This window comes from Acidovorax sp., assembly GCF_021287135.1.
Classification (GTDB): Bacteria; Pseudomonadota; Gammaproteobacteria; order Burkholderiales; family Burkholderiaceae_C; genus Acidovorax.
In genome coordinates, this window is the sequence record NZ_JAJTBB010000020.1 from 116,583 (window position 1) to 134,875 (window position 18,293).

The following is an 18,293-nucleotide window of genomic DNA, read 5'->3' on the forward strand; positions in this document are numbered from 1 at the left end:
GAGAGCCCTTGCCATGCACACCCTCCCAGCGCCCGTGTCGGGCAAAAAGACAGCGTCCCACTTCGTGCGCCTCTGGTTTGTGTGGCTCGCGGCCGTGCTGCTGGCCCTGGCCCTGCCCGCGCAGGCGGCCATCACGACGGGACTGGTGGACTTTGGTAGCGGCAATGCCCCGCCAGCGGGTACGGCTCCCATCACCGGCAATATCAACGGCATTGCGTTTGATGGGGCCACGTCTGGCGATGCCCACGGATGGGTTTACGCCGCAGCTGCGGAATACACGACCTGCGGCAACTGCGCATTGCAGGGTGATTTCGCTTTCCCGGAGGACGGGGGGGATAGCTCGCCTTCCACGGCGTATTTCCGGGCGGCGACCGGGGGCGACACCTTCAACGTGAGCGGCGTGCGCATCTACAGCTACGGCACCAACTCCACGATCACGGTGACGGGTTATCTGGGCGCCACGGAGATCAAAACGGTCACGCTCAATGTGACCCCGGGCTCCAGCCAGCTGGAGTCTTTCTACCTGGGCCTCACCGGCGTGGACTCGGTGAAGTTTGTGTCTGACCAGGACTGGTACTTCGCCATCGACGACCTGGGCATCGCCCCCACACCCACGGTGACCGGTATTTCGCCCACCGCCGGCCCTGCCGCAGGCGGCACCAGCGTCGCCATTACCGGCACCGGCTTCCTGGGCGTCAACGCCCCCACACAGACGGAGGTGAAGTTCGGCGCCGTCGCCGCCGCCACCACGACGGTGAACAGCGACACGCAGATCACGGCCACCGCGCCCGCCGGCACCGGCACCGTGGACGTCACGGTCACAACGGCCGGGGGCACCAGCGCCACCAGCGCGGCCGATCAGTACACCTACGTCGGGGCGCCCACGGTGACCAGCATTTCGCCCACCAGCGGCCCCACGGCAGGCGGCACCACCGTCACCATCACCGGCACCGGCCTGGGCGGCGCCACGGCGGTGACCTTCGGTGCCACTGCGGCCACGGGTTTTGTCGTCAACAGCGCCACCCAGATCACCGCCACAGCGCCCGCGGGCACGGGGACAGTGGACGTGCGGGTCACCACGGCGGGCGGCACCAGCGCCACCAGCGCGGCCGACCAGTTCACCTATGTGCCGGCCCCCACGGTGACCGGCATCGCGCCCACCAGCGGCCCGACGGGCGGCGGCACCACCGTCACCATCACCGGCACCGGCCTTGGCGGCGCCACGGCGGTAACCTTCGGTGCCACTGCGGCGACGGGCTTCGCCGTCAACAGCGCCACCCAGATCACCGCCACGGCGCCCGCGGGCACGGGGACGGTGGACGTGCGGGTCACCACGCCCAGCGGCACCAGCGCCACCAGTGCGGCCGACCAGTTCACCTACGTTCCGCCCCCCGTGGCCAACGCCGTGAGCGCCACTGTGGCCTACGGCAGCAGCAGCAACCCGATCACGCTGAACATCACCGGCACGGCGACCAGCGTGGCCGTGGCTTCCCCCGCCGGCCACGGCACCGCCGTCGCGAGCGGCGTGACCATCACCTACACGCCGGCCGCAGGCTACGGTGGGCCGGACAGCTTCACCTACACCGCCACCAACGGCAGCGGCACCTCCGCCCCCGCCACGGTGTCCGTCACGGTGAACCCGCCCACCATCGGGTACACGCCCGGCGCGCTGCCCAACGGCGCGGTGGGCGTGGCCTACAGCCAGTCCCTGGCGGGCGCCAGCGGAGGCACCGGCCCGTACACGTATGCGCTGACGAGCGGCAGCCTGCCGGCGGGGCTCAACCTGGCGCCTGACGGCACGATCTCTGGCACGCCCACGGCCATCAGCAGCGCCAGCTTCACCGTGCGTGCCACCGACAGCAGCAGTTCCACGCCCCCTGCCACCGGTCCGTACAGCAGCGCCAGCCAGCCGCTGACGCTCACCATCACGGCCCCCACGATCACGGTCGCTCCGACCACGGTGCCCAACGGCCAGGCAGGCGCCGCCTACAGCCAGACCGTGACGGCCAGTGGCGGCGCGGCGCCGTACACCTACGCGGTGACGGGCGGGGCCCTTCCGCCGGGCCTGGCGCTGAACACCACGTCGGGCGCCATCACCGGCACGCCCACGGCGACCGGTGCATTCAACTTCACCGTGACGGCGACAGACAACGGCGGCTTTGCCGGATCCCGCGGCTACAGCATGGCCGTGACTATTCCGTTCTTTACCCTGGACTTCAACGTGACGCCGAACCCGGTCGCGGGCGTGCCCTTCAGCCGGAATGTGGTGGCTGGAGGGGGCACGGCGCCGTATGTGTACTCGATCTACGCAGGCGCCTTGCCGCCCGGGCTGGTGCTTTCCACCGCGGGGGTGATCTCTGGCACCCCCACCGCGGCGGGAGCGTTCAACTTCACCATCGTCGCGCGAGACTCCACGACGGGGGTGGGGTCGCCTTACGGCGTGGTGAGCAATTTCACCCTCACCGTCACGGCGCCGACGGTGGTGCTTTCGCCGGCCTCGTTGCCCAACACGGCGGTCGGCACGGCCTACCACCAGACGCTGACCGCCAGCGGCGGTGTGGCCCCCTACAGCTACGCCGTGACAGCCGGTGCCCTCCCTGCGGGCCTGGTGCTGAACGTCTCCACGGGCGTGCTGTCGGGCACGCCCACTGCGGTGGGCGCCGCCAACTTCACGGTCACCGCCACCGATGCCAACAACTTCACGGGGGCGCAGGCGTACACGGTGACGGTGGCCCCCTCCGCCAATGCGGACCTGTCGGCGCTGGCGCTCAGCAGCGGATCCCTGGTGCCGGCCTTCAGCGCGGGCACCACGGGCTACACGGCCTCGGTGGCCCATGCAGTCACTTCGCTCACGGTGACTCCCACGGTCGCCGCCAGCGGCGCCACGGTGACGGTGAATGGAACGCCCGTGGCCAGCGGCGCCGCATCGGGCCCGGTCACGCTCAACATCGGCAGCAACCCGCTGACCGTGGTCGTGACGGCGCCCGACGGCACCACCACCAAGACGTACACGGTGTCCGCCGTGCGTGCGCCGTTGCAAAGCGTGGTTGACGGGGCCAGCGGCATGACGGTCTCCATCGCCAACAGCAGCCCCACCTGCACCTTCACCGCCACCTCGTTTGCGGCGGTGTCCTCGGTCGCCACCGCGCCGCCGGCGGGCTTCACGTTCCCGTACAACATGGCGGCCTTCACCGCAGCCCAGTGCGATCCGGGCAGCGTGCTGACCGTCACCCTCACCTTCCCCAGCCCCGTGCCGGCCGGCGCCGTGCTGATGAAGTACAACGCGGCCGCCACGCCGCCGTGGCAGCCGTTCACGCCCACCATCAGCGGCAACCAGGTGGTCTACACGATCCAGGACGGCGGCGTGCGCGATGACGACGGTGCGGTGAACGGCCAGTTCGTCGACCCCGTGGTTCTGGCCGTGCCCCTGGCGGCCACCGGGATTCCCACCCTGAACGCCTGGGGCGTGTTGCTGCTGTCGGTCCTGGCCGGCGTGCTGGGGTGGTGGCAGCAGTGGCGGCGGCAGCTGCCGCACCGCCGCCTGTGAGGCGCGCGCCTGCAAAGGGCGGCGGCGGCCGCGGTGCCCCGCTGCCGCGCCCTGACTCCGTACGGTAGGCCGCTGCCGCCAATACCCTGCCTAGCGACCATGCCCACAGTCCCGCTCTACTCGCCCTCGCTGCCCGCCACCTCCGCCACCTCGGTCACCCGCGCCGACCGCGAGCGGCTGGGCGGCCACCGCGGCCGGGTGGTCTGGCTGACCGGCCTGTCTGGTGCCGGCAAGTCCACCCTGGCCCACGCCCTGGAGCGCGAGCTGCACGGGCTGGGCCGGCGCACCTACCTCCTGGACGGCGACGCCATCCGCCAGGGCCTGAACCGGGATCTGGGTTTCTCGGACGCGGACCGCGCCGAGAACATCCGGCGCATCGCGCAGGTGGCGCGGCTTTTCGTGGATGCGGGGGTCATCGTGATCGTGGCCTTCATCTCGCCGTTCCGGGCCGAACGGGACGCCGCACGGGGGCTGTTTGCGCCCGGTGATTTCCTGGAAGTCTTTGTGGACGTGCCCCTGGCCGTCGCCGAGCAGCGCGACCCGAAGGGCCTGTACCGCCGGGCCCGCGCAGGCACGCTGGCGCAGTTCACCGGGATCGATTCGCCCTACGAGCCGCCGCTGGCGGCCGACCTGGTGCTGCCCACGCACCTGTGGAGCGTGGAGCAGTGCGTGCGCGGCCTGGTGGAGCGGCTGGATACCGCCGGCCCCCGCAACGTTGCCGCCACAGACTGATGCCGCACCGCCCCAACTCTTTGCCCTCCACCGTCTTCACCACCGATGTCCTGCAGGGCGAACAGCGCTTCGAAGCCTGGCGCAGCAGCATTGCAGTCATCTTCGACGTGGCGCCGCTAGCGCACGACGGGCTGGACCGTTTCCAGGCGTCCGTCACCGCCCACCACCTCGGCGCGCTGCTCGCGGGCGACCTGCACTTCAGCTCACAGCAGTTCTCGCGCAGCGCCGCGCGCGTAGCGCGTGACGGGGTGGACCACTACCTGGTGCAGTGGTACCGCAGCGGCGGCTTCGTGGGCCAGCACGATGACCATGCCGACATGCAGGTGCGCGCCGGCGACATCACGGTGTTCGACCTGGGACGCACGCAGCGCACGCACGCGGCCCCCTCGCACGTGCTGTCGCTGGTCGTGCCGCGCGAAACCCTGGGCGAGGCGCTGGGAGGCGCCACCCTGGCGGACCTGCACGGCGCGGTGCTGCGCCAGGGCACCGTGCTCAACGGGCTGCTGAGCGACTACCTGCGGTCGCTGCACCAGCGCCTGCCGGAGGTGACCCTGGCCGAGGCGCCGGCCGTGGTGCAGGCCACCGCCCAGATGCTGGCCGCCTGCCTGCGCCCCAACCAGCGCACGCTGGCGCAGGCCCGCGAAGAGGTGCAGGGCGTCACCCTGGCGCGCATCCAGCGGCACATTGCGCAAAACCTGGGCACGCCGCTCAGCCCCGAGCTGCTGTGCCGCACCTTCGGCATCTCGCGCAGCCTGCTGTACCGCCTGTTCGAGCCGCTGGGGGGCGTGGCGCACTATGTGCAGCAGCGGCGCCTGGCGCGCGCCTTCCACGCGCTGGCCAACCCGGCCAACCGCCGGTTGCGCGTGGCCGAGATTGCCTCGCGCACCGGCTTTGCCAGCGAAGCGCACTTCAGCCGGGCCTTCCGCGCGGCGTTCGGCCTCACGCCGAGCGACGTGCGTGCCACGGCCGGCCGCGCCAGCGCCGGAGGGGCCGCCGGGGCCCGCGGCGACGGCTTCGGCCGGGACGCCACCGCGGAATACGCAGACTGGGTGCGCGGCCTGCAGCCGGCCTGACGCCTCCCGCCGCCGCCGGGAGACGGGAGACGGCCAGTCAAGAAACGCTGGACGCCCAGTCAAGCCGCGCGGGCCAGGCACCCGCAAGATCGCAGGCATTCCCCGGCACCGTGGCCGGCAGGGTGCGGTGCGCACTGTTGCTTGCTATTAAAAATATAGCTTATTGCGCTTGTCCGATGGGCGCAGGAGCTTGTTTTGATGCCAAAGCACGAGGCCCATGCGGTGCCGGGGGGTGCGCTTTGCACCGTTACCCCCACTGCAGGACACCTCCGCGCCCATGAGAACCTTGATCTACCGACTTGCTGCCCTGCTGATGGCAGCCTTCGCGTTGTGCGGCCCGGCTGCCGCCTACATGCTGTTCGATGACTTTGCGCACGTCTACAACGTAACCCTGGTCAGCGGCAGCGGCCAATGGCTGGGCAACCGCATCGCCGTGGGGCCGAACCCGGTGACAGTCGAGGAGGTAAAGATCAATGTTGCCTCCCGTTCGGGCACGGGCCGGTTGGACATGCAGGTCTGCGAAGAAGGCAGCAACACCACCCCTGTCAACTGCGAGCCCTTCGCCATGGACCAGCTCAGCTACGGCGAGCGTACCTTCACAGGCACATTCACGGCGGCCGCCAACTCGAACTTGTGGGTGATCCTGCGGCCTGAAGTGGGCGTCCCCTCCAGCTACACCCTTGCGCTGGCGGCGGACGATAACTTCGGCCTATTCAGTGAGAACGGCGGCACTACGTGGCGTACGGGCGAGAGCACCGTCTCGATGCGCGTGCGCGGCGTGGTGGCGATGCCGCCCACGGTGGTCGGCATCGCGCCGGCCGAGGGGCCCACAGCGGGCGGCACCCCGGTCGTGATCAGCGGCAGCCAGCTGTCCGATGTGCGCGCGGTGCGCTTTGGCGGTCAAAACGCCGCCAGTTTCACGGCCGAGAGCGACACGCGCCTGGTGGCCACTACCCCTGCAGGCCCTGCAGGCCTTGCCGTGGTGGAACTGGTCAATGACTTCGGTACAGCCGCCAGCGCTACCAGCTTCAATTACGTGAACCGCGCGGCGCCCAGCATTGCCAGCGTGCAGCCCGCGCAGGGGCCGGCCAGCGGTGGCACGCAAGTCGTGATCCACGGCGCGGATTTCGATTCAGTGACTGCGGTACGTTTTGGCGGAACGGCCGTTGGTTTTACAGCCAACGGATCCCAGATCACCGCCATCACGCCTGCCATGGCTCCTGGGCCGGTGGCCGTGGAGGTTGCGACACCTTTTGGCACCGCCACCGGTTCCTTCTCCGCGCTGGGCGCGCCCACGCTTTCCAATGTGTCGCCGGGCTACGGGACGCAGGCGGGCGGCACCCTGGTCACCATCACCGGCTCCGGTCTGGCCACCACCACAGGCGTGACCTTTGGCGGCACCAGTGCCAACAGCGTCACAGTGGTGAATGACGGCCAGATCACCGCCGTGACGCCGGCCAGCACCGGTGCGAGCGTGGTGCCCATGGTGGTCACCACGCTGGGCGGAACCTCGAACCCTGTCATTTTCGAGTACACCGCGGTACCGGTGCTGGACAGCATCAGTCCCGCACAAGTGTCTGTCGCCGGTGGCTCCACCGTCACGCTCAACGGACAGAACCTGGCCGGTGCTTCCGTCTCCGTCGACGGCATGGGGATCAGCTGGATCAGCCGCACCGCGACCCAGATCACCTTCACAGCCCCCGCACGTTCTGCGGGGAGCTCCGAGGTGCGCGTGACCAGCCTGGGGGGCAGCAGCCAGCCACTGGTGCTGACTTACGTGGGGCCACCCAGCGTGTCTGGCGTGCAACCCGCCGCAGGACCGGTGGCCGGTGGAACGGCCGTGCTGGTGTACGGCCAGGGCTTCCTGGGCACCTCGTCTGTCGCTTTTGGCGGTACGCCCGCCCCACAGTTCACCGTGGTCAGCGACACACTGATCGATGCCGTGGCGCCTGCGCATGCGGCTGGCGCGGTGTCGCTGGTCGTGACCACGGTCGGCGGGACTGGCAACGTGGGCTACACCTACAACTACCCGCAGCCCACCGTTTCCGGATTTGCCCCGCAAACCGGTCCGGTCCCGGGCGGCACGGCCGTCACTATCACGGGCACCGGCTTCACCGGCGCGTTGGGCGTGCGCTTTGGCGGGACGCTGGCGCCCAGCATGACGGTGCGCAGCGACACACAGATCACTGCCACCACGCCAGCCGGCACGCCGGGCAATGCCGTGGTGTCCGTGGTCACCCCCGGCGGCCAGACGGACGCCAGCGCCCGGTTCACGTACGTGACGACCCCCACCCTGACGGCTGTGCAACCGTCCAGCGGGCCTGTTGCGGGCGGCACCCAGGTCCTCCTCAGCGGCAGCGGCTTCACTGGCGCCACGGCTGTCAGCTTCGGCGGCACGCCCGCGCCGTCGTTCACGGTGAACGGCGACAGCCAGATCACCGCTACCGCACCGGCGCACGCAGCGGGCAATGCGGCCGTGCAGGTCACCACGCCGGGCGGCGTGGCCTCGGGCGCGACCTTCGCCTACGTGGCCGCGCCCGTCATCACGGCAGTGCAGCCCAACCGCGGGCCTTTGGCGGGCGGCTCCACTGTGTTGATCTCGGGAAGCGGCTTGTCCGGCGTCGTCGACGTGCGTTTTGGAGGCACTGCCGCAATCGGCTGGACGGTGCTCAGCGACAGCCAGCTCAACGTGACCCTTCCCGACCATGCGGCAGGCGCCGTGCCGTTGGAGGTTGTGACGCACAGTGGCACCGCCGCCGGCGGGACCTTCACCTTTGCGCCGCCGCCCGCCATCACCGGGTTGGCTCCGGACGCCGGCCCAGCCGGCCAGGCCACGCCGGTCGTCATCACGGGCACCGGGTTCACCGGCGCCATTGTGGTGGGGTTTGGTACCGCGCTCGCGCCGTCCTTCACCGTGGACAGCGACACGCAGATTACCGCCACCACGCCCGGCTCGCAGCCCCCTGGCAGCGTTCCGGTGAAGGTCGCCACGCCCGCAGGCAGCGCCACCAGCGCCATGAGCTACCTGTTCGCCCCCACGCCGGTGGTCAGCGCCGTGACGCCCCTGCAGGGGCCGGCCACAGGCAGTGCCACCGTCACCCTCACGGGCAGCGGCTTCACCCGCGCCACCGAGCTGCGCTTCGGCACCGTCCCCGCCGCCAGCTTCACCGTGGACAGCGACACGCAGATCACCGCCGTCACCCCCGCGCACGCGGCCGGCACTGCCGCGCTGCAGGTCACCACCCCGGGTGGCAGCGCCACGGGCGCCAGCTACACCTTCGTGCAGGCCGCGCCTACGCTGGCCAGCGCCAGCCCCGCCAGCGCTCCCCCGGCAGGCGGCACCGGCGTGGTGCTCACCGGCACCGGCTTTGTCGGCGTGACGTCCGTCACCTTTGGAGGCACGGCCGCGCCGTCGTTCACCGTGAACAGCGCCACCCAGATCACCGCCGTCACCCCGGCGCATCCTGCCGGGCCCGCCGCAGTGCAGGTCACCACCGCCGACGGCACGGCCACGCTGGCCAGCGGTTTTGTCTATGCCGACACCCCCCTCGCCGGAGCCTGCGGCGCGGCGGCCGGCCAGGCTGCCCTGCTGGCGCCTTCCGGCGCGGGGCTGTGCAGCGCCGGCGTGGCCAGCGCTGTGGCCTCGGCCGATGGAGAACACGCCTGGACCTGCGCGGGCACCCATGGAGGCGCGGATTCGCCGCGCTGCTCGGCGCCCTGGGCCTCGGCCGGCGGCACCGGCGGGCGTACCGCCCTGGCGCTGCCCGCGACCGGCAACAACGGCTGGACCCTGGGCGAGGCCGCTGTGCAGGGCAGCCTGCCGGCCCCGCTGCCGCAGGGCGCCAGCTCGCCCTACCTGCCGCTGCAGCTCACGCTGGCCGGCGGTGCGGCAGGGTCGAGCGCGCGGGTCACGGTGCACTACAGCGAGCCCGTGCCTCCGGGCGCGGTGTACTACAAGCACGGCCCCAGCCCGGAGGGCTTGAACTGCACGGGGGCCACGGCCTGTGCGCAGCCGCACTGGTACCCGCTGCCGGCCAGCGCCGCCGATTTCGCGGCGGACCGGCGCAGCGTAACGCTGACCCTGACCGACGGCGGCCTGGGCGACAGCGACACCGTGCCCGGCCAGATCACGGACCCCGGCATGCCCGTGCTGCTGGCGGTGGAACCGGGCGCGGGCGCAACCCCCGTGCCGGCGCTGGGGCCGTGGGCGCTGGCCTGGCTGGCGCTGGCGTTGCCCGCACTGGGCGGCGTGGCACGCCGTAAGCTCCGCCGCTGACACGTCCTGCCGGCGCCGGCTTCCCCGGCGCCGGTGGCCTTTTGGCGCCCCGGCGGCACGGCCTGCGGGGGATGGAGGAAAATCGCGGCTTCCCTCCAACCGCCTGGCTCCACAGCGCACCACCGTGCCGCAGCAATCTCCCTCCTCTCCGCAGCAGCCCCCCGTTCCCCGCACCGATGCGATGACCCCGCTGGAGCGCCGCTCCAGCATCAGCCTGGCGCTCATCTTTGCGCTGCGCATGCTCGGCCTGTTCCTGGTGCTGCCCGTGTTTGCCCTGGAAGCCCGCAAGTACCCTGGCGGGGACGACCCCGCCCTGGTGGGCCTGGCCATGGGCGTTTACGGCCTGACCCAGGCCGTGCTGCAGCTGCCCCTGGGAATCGCATCCGACCGCTTCGGCCGCAAGCGCGTCATCGTGCTGGGGCTGCTGGTGTTTGCCGGGGGCAGCCTGCTGGCCGCGCTGGCCGACTCGCTCACCGGGCTGCTGGTGGGCCGGGCCCTGCAGGGTGCCGGCGCCGTCTCGGCGGCCGTGACCGCCTTGCTGGCCGACCAGACGCGCGACGCCGTGCGCACCAAGGCCATGGCCCTGGTGGGGGGCAGCATCGGGCTGATGTTTGCCGTGGCGCTGGTGCTGGCGCCGGCGCTGGCCGCCCGCGTGGGGCTGCCGGGGTTGTTCGGCCTGACGTGCGCGCTGGCGCTGGCGGGCATCGCCGTGGTGGTCTGGTGGGTGCCAGCGGAACCCGCCCAGCATGCGGACGCGCCCCGCGGCCGCCTGGCAGACGTGTGGCGCCACCCGGACCTGCTGCGCCTGAACCTGGGCGTGTTCGTGCTGCACACGGTGCAGCTGGCCATGTGGGTGGCCGTGCCGGCGCTGCTGGTGCAGGCAGGCCTGGCCAAGAGCGCGCATTGGCAGGTCTACCTGCCGGCCGTCGTGCTGTCGTTTGGCGCGATGGGCGGCCTGTTTGCGCTGGAGCGCGCGGGCCGGCTGCGCGCCGCGCTGCTGGGTGCGATTGCCCTGGTGCTGCTGGTGCAGCTGGGCCTGGGCCTGCTGGCGGCCAGCGGCGCGGCGCCCACGCTGTGGGTGCTCGGGCCCCTCATGTTCTTGTTCTTCTGCGGTTTCAATGCCCTGGAGGCGACCCAGCCCAGCCTGGTCTCACGCATGGCCCCCGCGGCCCTGCGGGGCGCGGCCCTGGGGAGCTACAACACGCTGCAGTCGCTGGGCCTGTTTGCCGGAGGCGCCCTGGGCGGGGCGCTGGCGAAGTGGACCGGCCCCACCGGGCTGTTTGCGGCCACGGCGGTGCTGTGCGCTGCGTGGCTGGTCTTGACGTGGCCCTTGCGCCCCGTGGGCCGCGGCGGCACGGGCGGCCACTGAGAACCTGTTCAAGGTCTTTTCGGGGTCGCACAAGCACCTTGCCGGGATGGGATGCAAGGCGCGGTGCGCGGCCAATAGCCCGGCTATTGGCAAGCGCCGCAACGCCGCAGACCGCCCGGCAAGGCCCTTGCCCGAAGGGTTGGAGTGAAATCGGGCGGGTGCACGCCCCAGCTGCTTGCATGGGCATGAGCCCATGCGGCGCACCCGGAGCCTCCACCCATCCCGATGGCACTCCAATGCGATCCCCGAAAAGATCTTGAACAGGTTCTGAGACCCCCATTGCGGCACAATGCTGCGTTTTGGCGCCCGGAATCTTTCCCCAAATCCGGCGCTTTCAACCCTGAAGGCAGAGAAGCACCATGGCATCCGTGAACAAAGTCATCATCGTCGGCAACCTGGGCCGCGACCCCGAAATGCGCACCTTCCCCAGCGGCGACCAGGTGGCCAATGTGACGATTGCCACCACCGACAAGTGGAAGGACAAGCAGTCCGGCGAAATGCGCGAAGCCACCGAATGGCACCGCGTGGTCTTCAACGGCCGCCTGGCGGAAATTGCCGGCCAGTACCTGCGCAAGGGCTCGCAGGTGTACGTGGAAGGCAGCCTGCGCACCCGCAAGTGGACCGACCAGAACGGCGTGGAAAAGTACAGCACCGAAATCCGCGCCGACCAGATGCAGATGCTGGGCAGCCGCCAGGGCATGGGTGGCCAGGGCGGCGGCCAGCAAGGCGGCTATGACGACGGCTACGGCGACCAGGGTGGCGGCGGCTACGACCAGGCGCCGCGCCGCGCCGCGCCCGCGCCGCGCCCGATGGCGGCCCCGGCTCCCCGCCCCGCGCCCGCCCCGGTGCAGCAGGCGCCCCGCGCCGCGTCGGGTTTCGACGACATGGACGACGACATTCCCTTCTGACGCCCCGTACGCAGCCGCAGGCCTGGCCTTGCGGCACGTTCCCCTCGCAAGCCCGCGGCCTGTGCCGCGGGCTTTTCTTTTGCTGCCGCCGCCGGGCGCTCCGGGCCGGCGCGGCGTGCTGGGGGCGGGGCGTTATACCCGGGTTAATGCGCGGCCCACCCCCCCAAAACGTCCAGTGCGGCGTGGCCGCGACGCTGCCCACATTTTGGGGTGCCGCAACCGTGGAACTCGGGGATGATCGCGGCCTTGCCGTGCAGCGCCCGCTTCTGATCCGCGGGCGCATGCCATCCAAAACCAATTCCAACAGCCACAGAGAGGGGTTTCCATGCCAGGCTTCGTCCGCAAGATTTTGATTTTCATCACCGGCTACGCGTGGCTCGCGCTGCTTGCCGGGCCCGGCATGATCGGCCTGTCGCTCTACAGCGGCTGGAAGGCCGAAGGGGACCACGCCTACACCGCCCGCGAGAGCCTGCAGAGCGTGGCGGGCACGGTGACGGGGGCGTCGGAGGTGACCGTCAAGCGCAAGCGCCGCGCCACCAAGAAGTACTACGAAATCAGCGTCCAGCCCGACACGGCGGGTGCCGAGGTGCGCAAGCTGCGCATCGACCACGGCACGCCGCAGGAGCTGGTGGCCAACCTGATCGACGAGAAGGTCACGGCGCTGGTGGATCACGGCGACAACGACCTGGTGTACAACGTGGCCGTGGGCGGCAAGTCCGTGATCAGCTACGAGGCCACGAAGCAGCGCCTCCAGGCCGAGGCCGAGTCCTCCGCAAAATCCTTCAGCGGCGCGGGCGCGTGGATCGTGGCGGCCTTCCTGACGCTGCTGGGTGCTGCCGGCGTCTGGGCCAACCGCAAGTTGCGCGCGGCCGACACCGCAGCGCAGCAGCTCAGCGCGGCCTGATCCTGTTTTCACGCAGAGGGGGGAGGGCCGGCGCCTGGGGCCGCGTCTTCCCGTATCCACAACAACAACCACCTACCGAGGAAAGAGAGCTGCCATGAACCCCAACGTACTGACCCCGTCCACGCCCGAAGGCGCACCGTTTGAACGGCGCGATTTCATCGTCTCCACCTACCAGCACCTCGGCGCCGCCATCCTCGCCTTCGTGGCGCTCTCGGCCGTGCTGATGGCCACGGGCGTTTCCGGCACCGCCGCCAAGATGCTGGTGGCCAGCGGCAACAAGTTCCTGTGGCTGGGCATCATGGGCGCGTTCATGCTCGTGGGGTGGCTGGCGTCGTCCCTGGCCGACCACTCCGACAACCCGCAGACGCAGCGCATGGGCCTGGGCCTGTACGTGCTGGCCGAAGGCCTGATCTTCGCGCCCCTGTTCGGCATCGCCCAGCTGGTGGCCCCGGGCGCCATCGGCGCGGCCGCGTTCATCACGCTGCTGCTGGTGGGGGCGCTCACCTGGACGGCGTTCACGACCAAGACCGATTTCTCCTTCCTGGGCGGCATCCTCAAGGTGGGCGGCCTGGTGGCCCTGGGCACCATCATCGCGGGCGCCATCTTCGGCTTCAAGCTGGGCATCTGGTTCTCGGGGATCATGGTGCTGTTTGCCGGCGCCTGCGTGCTGTACGACACCTCGCGCATCCTGCGCGACTACCCCACGGACCGCCCTGCGGGCGCCGCGCTGCACCTGTTCGCCTCCATCGCCCTGATGCTCTGGTACGTGCTGCGCATCCTGATCAGCCTGGCGACCAGCGACGACTGAGGCGCCTCCGCCGGCGCCCCGGCTATGCCTTCAAAAAGCGGAATTTTTGAAGAAAATAGGGCTGCAGCGCTTGCTGCATAAGCGCAAGTAGCTCACTTTTTTATAGCAATCAGGCCGTGGAGGCGCTGGCGGCCGGTTGCGGCAGGCCGTCTACGGCGGCGATCACCCCGCCGCCCAGGCAGACCTCGCCGTCGTACAGCACGGCGCTTTGGCCCGGGGTCACGGCCCACTGGGCCTCGGGGAACTGCAGCGCAAACCCGCCGCCCGGTGCGGGCTCCAGCGTGCAGGCGGCGTCCTGCTGGCGGTAGCGCGTCTTGGCAGCGTAGGCGCCGGGCGCGGGCGCGTGGCCGGCGCACCAGCTCACGTCCTGGGCCACCAGGCGGTGCGACAGCAGCCAGGGGTGGTCGTGCCCCTGCACCACGCGCAGCACGTTCTTCTCCAGGTCCTTGCGGGCCACGAACCACGGCTCGTGCGCGCCGCCACCCCGCTGCGCTCCCTTTTCCTTCACGCCCCCGATGCCCAGCCCCTGGCGCTGGCCCAGCGTGTAGAACGACAGGCCCACATGCTGGCCTAGCTTGCGCCCCCGGTCGTCCAGGATGGGGCCGGGCGCGTGGCTGATGTAGCGGTTCAAAAACTCGCGGAACGGCCGCTCGCCAATGAAGCAGATGCCGGTGGAGTCCTTCTTCCGGGCGTTGGGCAGGCCGATCTCCTCGGCAATGCGGCGCACCTCGGTCTTGTGCAGCTCGCCCACCGGGAACATCGTCTTGGACAGCTGGGCCTGGTTCAGGCGGTGCAGAAAGTAGCTCTGGTCCTTGCTGGGGTCGAGGCCCTTGAGCAGCTCGAAGAGACCGGTGTGCGCGTTCTGCCGCACGCGGGCGTAGTGCCCGGTGGCGATCTTTTCGGCGCCCAGGCGCATCGCGTGGTCCAGGAAGGCCTTGAACTTGATCTCCGCGTTGCACAGCACGTCGGGGTTGGGCGTGCGGCCGGCCTGGTACTCGCGCAGGAACTCGGCGAACACACGGTCCTTGTAGTCGGCTGCGAAGTTCACGTGCTCGATCTCGATGCCGATCACGTCGGCCACGGCGGCGGCGTCCACGAAGTCGATGTTGGACGAGCAGTACTCGCTGTCGTCGTCGTCTTCCCAGTTTTTCATGAAGATGCCGACGACCTCATGCCCCTGCTGTTTGAGCAGGTAGGCGGTCACGGCCGAGTCCACGCCGCCGGACAGGCCGACGACGACGCGGTGTTTGGAGGGTGCAGTCATTCCCTCCATTGTATTTTTCAGGCCGCCACGGCCTTGCGCGGCCGCACAGAACGCGTGGCCACCAGCAGGTCATACAGCTGCTGCGCGGCCGGCGACAGGGTTTTGCCCCGGCGCTTGATCAGGCCCATCTGCCGCGTCACCACCGGGTCCACCAGCGGAATGCTGACCAGCGTGGGATGGTCCTTGCCCGGCATGGCCAGGCTGGGCACGGCCGCCACGCCCAGGCCCGCCTCCACCAGGCCCAGCAGCGTGGTCACGTGCTTGGCCTCGTACAGGCACTGCGGCCGGTCGGGCACGTTGGCCAGCGCCAGGTCCATCAGCAGGCGGTTGCCCGAGGTCTTGCCCACCGACATGAAGTCGTGCTGGCCCAGCTCGGCCCAGCTCACCTTCTTGCGCCGCGCCAGCACATGGTCGCGCCGGCAGGCGGCCACGAAGCGCTCGGCCAGCACGGGCTTGAACTCGATCTCGGCCTCCTGGCTGCCGATGAAATTGAGGCCAAAGTCCGCATCGCCCTGCGCCACGGCCACCAGCACCTCGTTGGCGCTGGCGTCGTGCACCTTCACGCGGATCTTCGGAAAGCGCTCGTGGTAGCGCTTGACCACCTGCGGCAGAAAGTAATACACGGCCGAGGGCACGCAGGCAATCGTGACCTCGCCCATGCGCCGCGCGGCCACGTCGCCCAGGCCCATGAGCATGCCGTCCAGGTCATCCAGCCACACGCGCGTCTTGCGCGCAAAGTCGCGGCCCACGGCCGTGAGCGTGACGCGGCGCGTGGTGCGGTCCAGCAGGCGCACGCCCAGGGCGTCCTCCAGCTTGTCGATGCGGCGGCTGAAGGCCGGCTGCGACAGGTGAATGGCATCGGCCGCGGCGCGAAAGCTCTGCAGCTCGGCCACGGCGGCAAAGGCCTGGATGTCGGCGAGGTCGAACTTGACGTTCATTGGAGGGCTCCTTCAGGGGGTTCCAGTCGTGAACCGGCGTTGCGCACCGTGCATCAAACCATCGGAACATTGCAATTCACGAACGGAATTGGAGCATGTAAAAGCACCGCGGCGCTATTGCACACGGTGCATCAATCATTGCCAACAATGCAATTCACAGATCATCGGCACGGCCGCACCATGCCGGCCCATGAGCACCACCATTCCTTGCGTCCTGATGCGCGGCGGCACCTCCCGCGGGCCCTTCTTCCTGGCCGACTGGCTGCCGCAGGACCCCGAAGCGCGCGACCGCACCCTGATTTCCGCCCTGGGCTCGCCCCATGAGCTGCAGATCGACGGGCTGGGCGGCGGCAACTCGCTGACCAGCAAGGTCGCCATCGTCTCGCGCTCCACGCAGCCCGACTGCGACGTGGACTACCTGTTCGCCCAGGTCAGCGTGGAGGAGGCGCGCGTGGACACGCGGCCCAACTGCGGCAACATGCTGGCCGGCGTGGGGCCGTTCGCCATCGACCAGGGCCTGGTGGCCCCCACCGGCAGCACGACCTCGGTGCGGGTCTACAACGTCAACACCCGCTCGCGCATCGATGTGCAGGTATGCACCCGCGGCGGCCAGGTGCAGTACGAAGGCGATGTGCAGATCGACGGCGTGCAGGGCACGGCCGCGCCGGTGCTCATGAACTTTCTGGACGCCTGGGGCGCGGTCACCGGGCAGGTCTTCCCCACGGGCCAGCGCATCGACACCCTCGACGGCCTGCAGGTCACCTGCATCGACGCCGCGCAGGTGATGGTGCTGGTGCGCGCGGCCGACCTGGGCCTGCGCGGCGACGAGACGCCTGCCGCGCTGGACGCCAACACCGCCCTGCTGGAGCGCCTGGAACACCTGCGCCTGCAGGCCGGGCTGCGCATGGGCATGGGCGACGTGACCCACAGCGTGCTGCCCAAGCCGGTGATCGTGTCGGAGGGCGACCAGCCCGGCCACATCGTCTCGCGCTATTTCACGCCCCACCGCTGCCACCGCTCGCACGCGGTGACCGGCGCCATTGGCGTGGCGGCGGCGCGCGTGCTGCCCGGCACCGTGGCCTCGGACACGCGCACGCCGCCCGCGGCCGGTGTGCGCCGCGTCGAGGTGCAGCACCCGGCCGGCCGCATCCATGTGGATGTGGAGCTGGCCCTGGTGGACGGCCACAGCACGCTGGTGCGCGCCGCCCTGGTGCGCACGGCCCGAAAGATCCTGCAGGGCACGCTGTTCGTGCCCGACAGCGCGCTCGCAACGCACCCGCACTGAGGCGTCCCCGAGAGGTCGCTGGCACGCCGCCCCAGACCCCGGCGCCGCCGTCCCGTTCCCAGGGCCTGCCTCGCGGCAGCGCCCCCATCACCACAAACCAAGGAGACAACCACCATGCCCATCCATCCCACCCGCAGCGCCCTGGCGCAAGCACCGCACCGGCCGGCCTCGGCCCGCCGCCGCACCGCCCTGGCCCTGGCCGGCGCCCTGGCCGCTGCCAGCTTCTGGCCCGCCACCGCCCTCGCCGCGTTTCCGGAACGCATCATCACGCTGGTGGTGCCCACGGCCGCCGGCGGCGGCAACGACGCCATGGCCCGCGTGGTCGCCCAGAAGATGAGCACGCTGCTGGGCCAGCAGGTCATCGTGGACAACAAGGCCGGTGCCAATGGCGCCATCGCCTCGGAATACGTGGCGCGCGCTGTGCCCGACGGCCACACCCTGCTCTTCGGGTACATCGGCACGCACGGCATGAACCCCGCGCTGCAAAAGTTGCGCTACGACCCCGTCAAGAATTTCGAGCCCGTGGGCATGGTCTGCACTTCGCCCACGCTCATGGTGGTGAACCCCCAGGTGACGGCCAAGTCGGTGCCCGACCTGGTGCGGCAGTCGCAGGGGGCGCCGGACCAATTCAACTACGCGTCGGCGGGCAACGGCACCGCGCCGCACTTCTCGGCAGAACTGTTCAAGCTGGAATCGGGCGCCAAGATGGCGCATGTGCCCTACCGCGGCTCGGCCCCGGCCATGACCGACACCATGGCCGGCCAGACGCAGGTGATGTTCCCCAGCCTGTTCTCGGCCTACCCCTACGTCAAGTCCGGCAAGCTGCGCGCCCTGGCCGTGGCGGGCGCCAAGCGCTCGCCGCTGCTGCCGCAGGTGCCCACGCTGGAAGAGGTGGGCATCAAGGGCGTGGACATCAGCCAGTGGTATGCCCTGTTCGCCCCCGCCGGCACGCCCCGCCCGGTGGTGGACCAGCTCAACAAGGCGCTGCTCGCGGCGCTGGCCGACAAGGAGGTGGCCCGCCGCATCGAGGACCACGGTGCCACCGTGGAAGGCAGCACCCCGGACGCCCTGGGCCAGCGGGTGCGCAGCGAGGTCGCCCGGTGGCGCAACGTGGTGCAGAAGGCCCAGCTCACCGCCGACTGACCGGCGCTTCACCCCTGCCAGACCGCCCCCAGCGCATGCTGGGGGC

The 18,293-nt window shown here is 70.4% G+C and carries 12 protein-coding genes; 10 read left to right on the forward strand and 2 right to left on the reverse strand.

Features of this window, described 5'->3' with window-relative positions; all coding sequences use genetic code 11:
- Positions 1-13 precede the first annotated feature (13 nt).
- From LWW96_RS04635 to LWW96_RS04670, 8 genes are all read left to right on the forward strand, one after another.
- Complete coding sequence (locus LWW96_RS04635; RefSeq protein ID WP_291484503.1) at positions 14-3,547, forward strand: IPTL-CTERM sorting domain-containing protein; 3,534 nt, start codon at positions 14-16, stop codon at positions 3,545-3,547.
- 99 nt (positions 3,548-3,646) lie between these two features.
- A complete protein-coding gene (gene cysC, locus LWW96_RS04640) occupies positions 3,647-4,279 on the forward strand; it encodes an adenylyl-sulfate kinase (RefSeq protein ID WP_291484504.1) in 633 nt (210 codons plus the stop codon).
- Positions 4,280-4,299: 20 nt separating this feature from the next.
- A complete protein-coding gene (locus LWW96_RS04645; RefSeq protein WP_291484505.1) occupies positions 4,300-5,352 on the forward strand; it encodes a helix-turn-helix domain-containing protein in 1,053 nt (350 codons plus the stop codon).
- Positions 5,353-5,629: 277 nt separating this feature from the next.
- A complete protein-coding gene (locus LWW96_RS04650; protein ID WP_291484506.1) occupies positions 5,630-9,628 on the forward strand; it encodes an IPT/TIG domain-containing protein in 3,999 nt (1,332 codons plus the stop codon).
- Positions 9,629-9,809: 181 nt separating this feature from the next.
- Positions 9,810-10,997, forward strand: coding sequence for an MFS transporter (locus LWW96_RS04655; protein WP_291484536.1), 1,188 nt, complete (start codon positions 9,810-9,812; stop codon positions 10,995-10,997).
- A gap of 359 nt (positions 10,998-11,356) precedes the next feature.
- Positions 11,357-11,905: a single-stranded DNA-binding protein gene (gene ssb / locus LWW96_RS04660; RefSeq protein WP_291484507.1), complete on the forward strand. Its 549-nt coding sequence runs from the start codon at positions 11,357-11,359 to the stop codon at positions 11,903-11,905.
- A gap of 325 nt (positions 11,906-12,230) precedes the next feature.
- Positions 12,231-12,809 carry a hypothetical protein gene (locus LWW96_RS04665; protein WP_291484508.1) on the forward strand — a complete coding sequence of 193 codons (579 nt, stop codon included), beginning with the start codon at positions 12,231-12,233 and terminating at the stop codon, positions 12,807-12,809.
- Positions 12,810-12,903: 94 nt separating this feature from the next.
- On the forward strand, positions 12,904-13,617 hold the full coding sequence (locus LWW96_RS04670; RefSeq protein ID WP_291484509.1) for a Bax inhibitor-1 family protein: 714 nt from the start codon (positions 12,904-12,906) through the stop codon (positions 13,615-13,617).
- A 109-nt stretch (positions 13,618-13,726) separates the two neighbouring features.
- Here the strand turns inward: LWW96_RS04670 and mnmA are convergent, their stop codons facing one another.
- Together mnmA and LWW96_RS04680 are read right to left on the reverse strand one after the other, a co-directional pair.
- Positions 13,727-14,881, reverse strand: a complete 1,155-nt coding sequence (gene mnmA, locus LWW96_RS04675; RefSeq protein WP_291484510.1) for a tRNA 2-thiouridine(34) synthase MnmA — start codon at positions 14,879-14,881, stop codon at positions 13,727-13,729.
- Between the two features lie 17 nt (positions 14,882-14,898).
- Positions 14,899-15,819 (reverse strand): LysR family transcriptional regulator, encoded by a 921-nt coding sequence (locus tag LWW96_RS04680; protein WP_291484511.1) that lies wholly within the window; start codon positions 15,817-15,819, stop codon positions 14,899-14,901.
- A 190-nt stretch (positions 15,820-16,009) separates the two neighbouring features.
- Between LWW96_RS04680 and LWW96_RS04685 the strand changes: the two genes are divergently transcribed.
- Together LWW96_RS04685 and LWW96_RS04690 are read left to right on the forward strand one after the other, a co-directional pair.
- Entirely contained in the window at positions 16,010-17,104 is a 1,095-nt protein-coding gene (locus LWW96_RS04685) for a 4-oxalomesaconate tautomerase (protein ID WP_291484512.1), read from the forward strand.
- A 114-nt stretch (positions 17,105-17,218) separates the two neighbouring features.
- Positions 17,219-18,247, forward strand: a complete 1,029-nt coding sequence (locus LWW96_RS04690) for a tripartite tricarboxylate transporter substrate binding protein (RefSeq protein WP_291484513.1) — start codon at positions 17,219-17,221, stop codon at positions 18,245-18,247.
- Positions 18,248-18,293: the final 46 nt, after the last annotated feature.

Coding starts and splice junctions, on each gene's coding strand:
- LWW96_RS04665 (WP_291484508.1), top strand. CDS start 12,231: ATGCCAGGCTTCGTCCGCAAGATTTTGATTTTCATCACCGGCTACGCG.
- LWW96_RS04655 (WP_291484536.1), top strand. CDS start 9,810: ATGACCCCGCTGGAGCGCCGCTCCAGCATCAGCCTGGCGCTCATCTTT.
- LWW96_RS04690 (WP_291484513.1), top strand. CDS start 17,219: ATGCCCATCCATCCCACCCGCAGCGCCCTGGCGCAAGCACCGCACCGG.
- LWW96_RS04680 (WP_291484511.1), bottom strand. CDS start 15,819: ATGAACGTCAAGTTCGACCTCGCCGACATCCAGGCCTTTGCCGCCGTG.
- LWW96_RS04670 (WP_291484509.1), top strand. CDS start 12,904: ATGAACCCCAACGTACTGACCCCGTCCACGCCCGAAGGCGCACCGTTT.
- LWW96_RS04635 (WP_291484503.1), top strand. CDS start 14: ATGCACACCCTCCCAGCGCCCGTGTCGGGCAAAAAGACAGCGTCCCAC.
- mnmA (WP_291484510.1), bottom strand. CDS start 14,881: ATGACTGCACCCTCCAAACACCGCGTCGTCGTCGGCCTGTCCGGCGGC.
- LWW96_RS04685 (WP_291484512.1), top strand. CDS start 16,010: ATGAGCACCACCATTCCTTGCGTCCTGATGCGCGGCGGCACCTCCCGC.
- LWW96_RS04650 (WP_291484506.1), top strand. CDS start 5,630: ATGAGAACCTTGATCTACCGACTTGCTGCCCTGCTGATGGCAGCCTTC.
- cysC (WP_291484504.1), top strand. CDS start 3,647: ATGCCCACAGTCCCGCTCTACTCGCCCTCGCTGCCCGCCACCTCCGCC.
- ssb (WP_291484507.1), top strand. CDS start 11,357: ATGGCATCCGTGAACAAAGTCATCATCGTCGGCAACCTGGGCCGCGAC.